Here is a 4,660-nt window from a genome sequence, read left to right on the forward strand (position 1 = left end):
CCGATACGTTGATTGCAACAGCGCTGAGTTTAATCGATGCTAACCATTTACGAAACTGGTTTGCTCACTGCTGTTATTGTCCCCTATAAACCTGCAATCTGCTGTATTACGCATACCGATATTGACAAATACTGACAAACTGCAAACTGCGGCTCTATGCCAGCATGGGCGTGCCGGAGTTTTGGCGCTACAACGGCGAGCTGTGGCGAATTTATCAGCTTCAGGCTAGAGAATACCTAGAGCTGGAGGCGAGTCCTACATTTGGGTTTGTGCCGAAAGTGAAGCTGTATGAGTTCTTGATGCAGGTACAGCAGGATGAGATCGCGGCGGAGCAACTGCTGCGAGAGCTGGTTGACTGACAAATCTTTTGCCCCTCATCCCCCAACCCCTTCTCCCACCGGGGGAGAAGGGGAGCCGGAGCAGAAAGTTCGGCTTAAAGCCCCTCTCCTACTCTGGGAGAGGGGTTGGGGTGAGGGCGGTTCGAGTTTTGTCAGTCAATCAGGCTGCGAGAGTGGATTCGCTCGGTGGAGCGGGGTAAACGGATCTGATACTTTTAAAAGAGATTTTTAGAAATTGCCAGTCCGCGATGGCACTGGCCGCCTTTTTGTTTCATGATGATAGCTGCACTCAATTTTTGCTCCGATTCGTCGCACCCATGCCCTATTTACCTGACCCGATCACCCTACCCCGCCGCCGCTTCCTGACGCTGGCTGGCGGCTCCTGCCTTACCGTACTTCTCAGCAACTGCGCTAGTCAAACCAGCCAGAAGCCTGCCGCGACTGCCTTTGATCCGCGTCAGGCCACCTGGGACGAAATCCTGGCCGCCGCCAAAGGCAGCACCGTCAACTGGGCGATGTGGGGCGGCAGCGACAGCACCAACAAATTTGCCGATCAGTGGGTGGGCGAACAGCTCAAGGGCTACGGCGTGACGCTGAACCGCGTGCCCCTAGGCGACACTGTAGAAGCCGTTAACAAGGTGGTGGGCGAAGTGCAGGCGGGCCAAACCAAAGGCAGCATTGACTTGATTTGGATCAACGGCGAAAACTTCCGCACCCTGAAGCAAGGCAACCTGCTGTATGGCCCCTTCACCGACAAGCTGCCCGCCATGCAGCACTACGACCTCAGCAACCCGGCAGTGCTGACCGACTTTGGCCTGCCCATCGACGGCTACGAAGCGCCCTACACCGGCTCCTATTACGTGATGGCCGCCGACAGCGCCAAGGTGACACAGCAGCCCCAAAACTTCACCGAGCTATTGGACTGGGCCAAGGCTAACCCCGGACGCTTTGCCTACGTGGCTCCGCCCGAATTTGACGGCAATCGCTTTTTGCTGACGGTGCTCTATGGCGTCGGCGGCGGCTACGAGCAATATGCGGGCGCTGAATTTAACGAAGAACTCTGGAACCAGAATGCGCCGAAAGTCACGGCCTACCTGAAGGAGCTGGAGCCGTTTTTGTGGCGCGAAGGCCAGACCTACCCGCCGACGCAGGCTAGACTGCAAGAGCTGTTTGCCAACGGCGAGATCTGGATGATGCCGGTGTTTATTTCCAAAGTGGCCGAGGGCTTGGCTGGCGATATGTTTCCCAAAACGACCCGCGCCTTTACGCTGCCGCAGCTTTCGCTCAACGACCCGTCGTTTACGGCAATTCCCATCAATGCCAGCAACCCGGCAGGCGGGATGATTTTGGCAAATATTTTGGCGAGTCCGGAAGGTCAGCTCCAGAAGTTTCAGCCTGCGGTTTGGGGTGATCCGCCGCTGCTAGACGTGCAGAAGCTGTCGCCGGAGATGCAGCAAAAGTTCGCGCAGGTGGAGGCGAGCTACGGCCTGCCGCTGAAGGAGCTAATCAGCAATACCGTGCCTGTGGTCAACGCTGAATATACTGCCCGCCTCAGAAAGCTCTGGGCCGATGAGGTGGCCTGAAGTTTTGACTGTGGCCGGGTTTCGGCTACGTTCAACCCTCAAATCCTCTCCATTGATCTGGCTGAAGTGCAAAAAGACCTGCAGCTCTTTGAAGCGCTCTGCCCGGTGTTGATGGCGCTGACGCAGATGCAGCTTTGAGATGCAGCGCTGCGGCTCAGAGGTGAATCGTTGGAGCAAATTGCTCGGCGGTTTGAGTTCTGAGCCTGATTTTTTGAGTGCTGAGGTCGGACGGTGGAGCAAAAAGCTGCAAAGTTTGAGTTCGGAACTCGGTGATTGAGGTTCTGAGGCTGGCAGGTGGAGCAAAAAGGTGGAAGCTTCGGGTTCTGAGGGCAAACGCTGCAGATCTGAGGGCGATTGCTCGATGGTTTGAGTTAAAGCGGGGATCTTTTGAGTCAAATTGTTCAGAGCAGGGCAGTTTGAGCGATCATAGAGGCAGGATTCTCGCTCAGAGGAAATCTATGTCTGTGGATCGTCTGGCCCAGTTTCAAGCAGCCTACCGCAATCTTGACCTGCTGCCCTTAATTGAGCCGCGAGAGCTGGAGCGGTTTTGGGTGCCCTATGGCGAAGAGGCGATTGCTGAATTGCAGCAGCTCGTTGAGGATGACTATACCCTCAGCGGCAAGACGATTTTTTCGGGGCATCGGGGCTGCGGTAAGTCTACGCTGCTGGCTGAGTTTGGGCGGCGCTGCCGGGACAGCAACTTTTTTGTGGTGCTGTTCTCAATTGCCGATCTGTTTGAGTCTTCGGATGTGACGCATACCAATATTTTGTATTCGATTGCAGTTAATCTGGTGGCGGAAGCGGCAAAAAATGAGGTGACGCTGTCCAAGAGCCTGACGGAACCGCTGTTTAAGTGGTCGGCCAAGCGCAGCCGTACTGAAACCGATACGCCAATTAGCGCTGGGGTTTCTGCCGGGTTTGACTTTAAGTTTATTAAAGGCATTCTCAAAACTGAATCGACGGTGCGCGATGAGATTAAGCAGGAGTTTGAACCGAAGATCTCCGATCTGGTGAATCGCTTAAATATTTTGGTGGCGCAGATTGAGGCGAATGCGAAAAAGAAAGTCTTGGTGATTATTGATGATCTCGACAAGCTGGATTTGGGTGATGTCGATAAGATTTTCAAGAACCATATCAAAGCCTTATTTCAGCCTGCGTTTCGGATTATTTATACTATCCCGATTGCGTCGCTGCGGGATGCGGTGTTGCAATCTACGCTGGTGAGCGAAACGAATGACCAGATTGTGAAGATGCCGGTGAGCAAGCTGTTTGCCAAAGGCGATCGGCGGTTGCCTGATGCGGCTCCGATTGATGAGATGATGCAGCCTCTCTGTGAGATTCTGCAAAAGCGAATTTCTGCTGAGCTGTTGCCGCCTGAGATTGCCACGCGGATTACGCTCTACAGCGGCGGCGTGCTGCGAGAGCTGGTGCGGCTGGTGAACATTTGCTGTCGGATCTGTCTGCGGCAGGTGCGGCGCGGCCAGGATACGGTGATTGACGAAACAGTGCTGGCTCAGGCTGTGAAGGAGATCCGACTCGATTTTGAAACGACGCTGAGTAAAGCCGACTACGAGACGCTGCGAATCACCTACGAACGCTTTACGCCCGATGACCCGAAAGCTCAGAATTTCCTGGACTTATTGCATGGACTGGATGTGTTGGAATATCGCAATGATCAAGCCTGGTATGATTTGCACCCGATTGTGATTGACCTGATGCAGCTCAAAGGACTAATTCCTGATAGCCCATGATCAATTCTGAGTCGGAACCTAGCCCGGAGGCGCAAAACCAGGATGCCTATGAGGATCTGCTGACTGCGATTACGGCCAGCGATGATCGGCTGTCGCTGCTGATTGCGGTCTGTGATGATCCGAGGCAGCGGCAGGAGATTATCCAGCGCTATGAGTCGGAGCTGTCGGTTTCTCATGCTGCTTATCGGGTCAGTATGGCTCGCAGTGAGCCGAGCCTGAAGCTGGCGTTGCAGGAGCTGATGACGACGGAGCTAGCGCTGCGGCAGGGCGAGCCTGCGGTGATTACGGTATTGGGCATTGAGCAACTGTCGTTTTGGCGGGGGAGTGAGGCGAAGTCGCAGCAGGATGTGTTTTTTGGCTATCTGCAATGGACAAGGGAGGCGCTGCGGGAGTTTCGCTTCCCGATTGTGATTTGGGTGACTTATCAAATTCTGAATCGGCTCAGCCGTCAGTCGCCTGACTTTTGGGGCTGGCGTAAGGGCGTATTTCGCTTTGCCTCCCGCACCAGAGCCGCGATTCCGGCTGCTGAGTTTACCGCCATTCGTGACCTGACGCTAGACTCCAACATCACGGACGAAACGCTGCTGCCATTGGCCGATCTGGAAACGCTGATTCAGCAAACTGCCGCCCAAAACCCCAAAAGCCCGCTGCTGGCTTCGCTGTACGATCAGCTAGGACGGGTATATGACAATCGCCTCAAACAAGGCGAGTCGGTTGACTACTTAGCAGAACAGGCTAAAGCAATTGAGTATTTCCAGAAAGCAATTCAACTGCTAAAAGAACTAGAACAACCCTTAGATTTAGCTAATGGTCTGAACAATCTGGCAGAGTTGTACCGTGCTCAAGGGCGATACAGTGAGGCAGAACCGCTCTATCTCGATGCGCTCACCATCAGACGCAGCCAGCTAGGGGCAGAGCATCCCTCCACTGCCACAAGCCTCAACAATCTAGCAGGGTTGTACAAGTCTCAAGGGCGATACGCAGAGGC

General features: G+C 54.4%; 5 protein-coding genes. All 5 read left to right on the forward strand.

Annotation, left to right across the window (positions count from 1 at the left end):
- Positions 1–164: 164 nt before the first annotated feature.
- Positions 165–359, forward strand: coding sequence for a hypothetical protein (locus VB797_RS33900; RefSeq protein WP_323242199.1), 195 nt, complete (start codon positions 165–167; stop codon positions 357–359).
- Between the two features lie 227 nt (positions 360–586).
- Positions 587–1,921 carry an ABC transporter substrate-binding protein gene (locus tag VB797_RS33905; RefSeq protein ID WP_323242200.1) on the forward strand — a complete coding sequence of 445 codons (1,335 nt, stop codon included), beginning with the start codon at positions 587–589 and terminating at the stop codon, positions 1,919–1,921.
- Positions 1,922–2,060: 139 nt separating this feature from the next.
- Positions 2,061–2,198: a hypothetical protein gene (locus VB797_RS33910; protein ID WP_323242201.1), complete on the forward strand. Its 138-nt coding sequence runs from the start codon at positions 2,061–2,063 to the stop codon at positions 2,196–2,198.
- Between the two features lie 181 nt (positions 2,199–2,379).
- Entirely contained in the window at positions 2,380–3,672 is a 1,293-nt protein-coding gene (locus VB797_RS33915) for a P-loop NTPase fold protein (RefSeq protein ID WP_323242202.1), read from the forward strand.
- On the forward strand, positions 3,669–4,660 hold a 992-nt coding region (locus tag VB797_RS33920; protein WP_323242203.1), incomplete at its 3' end, for a tetratricopeptide repeat protein. The genes VB797_RS33915 and VB797_RS33920, both read left to right, overlap by 4 nt.

The organism is Rivularia sp. UHCC 0363 (genome assembly GCF_034931125.1).
Classification (GTDB): domain Bacteria; phylum Cyanobacteriota; class Cyanobacteriia; order Cyanobacteriales; family Nostocaceae; genus Rivularia.

What these genes read in the sequence shown, in the direction of transcription:
- VB797_RS33900 (WP_323242199.1), top strand. Translation starts at nt 165, where the DNA reads ATGGGCGTGCCGGAGTTTTGGCGCTACAACGGCGAGCTGTGGCGAATT.
- VB797_RS33905 (WP_323242200.1), top strand. Translation starts at nt 587, where the DNA reads ATGGCACTGGCCGCCTTTTTGTTTCATGATGATAGCTGCACTCAATTT.
- VB797_RS33910 (WP_323242201.1), top strand. Translation starts at nt 2,061, where the DNA reads ATGCAGCGCTGCGGCTCAGAGGTGAATCGTTGGAGCAAATTGCTCGGC.
- VB797_RS33915 (WP_323242202.1), top strand. Translation starts at nt 2,380, where the DNA reads ATGTCTGTGGATCGTCTGGCCCAGTTTCAAGCAGCCTACCGCAATCTT.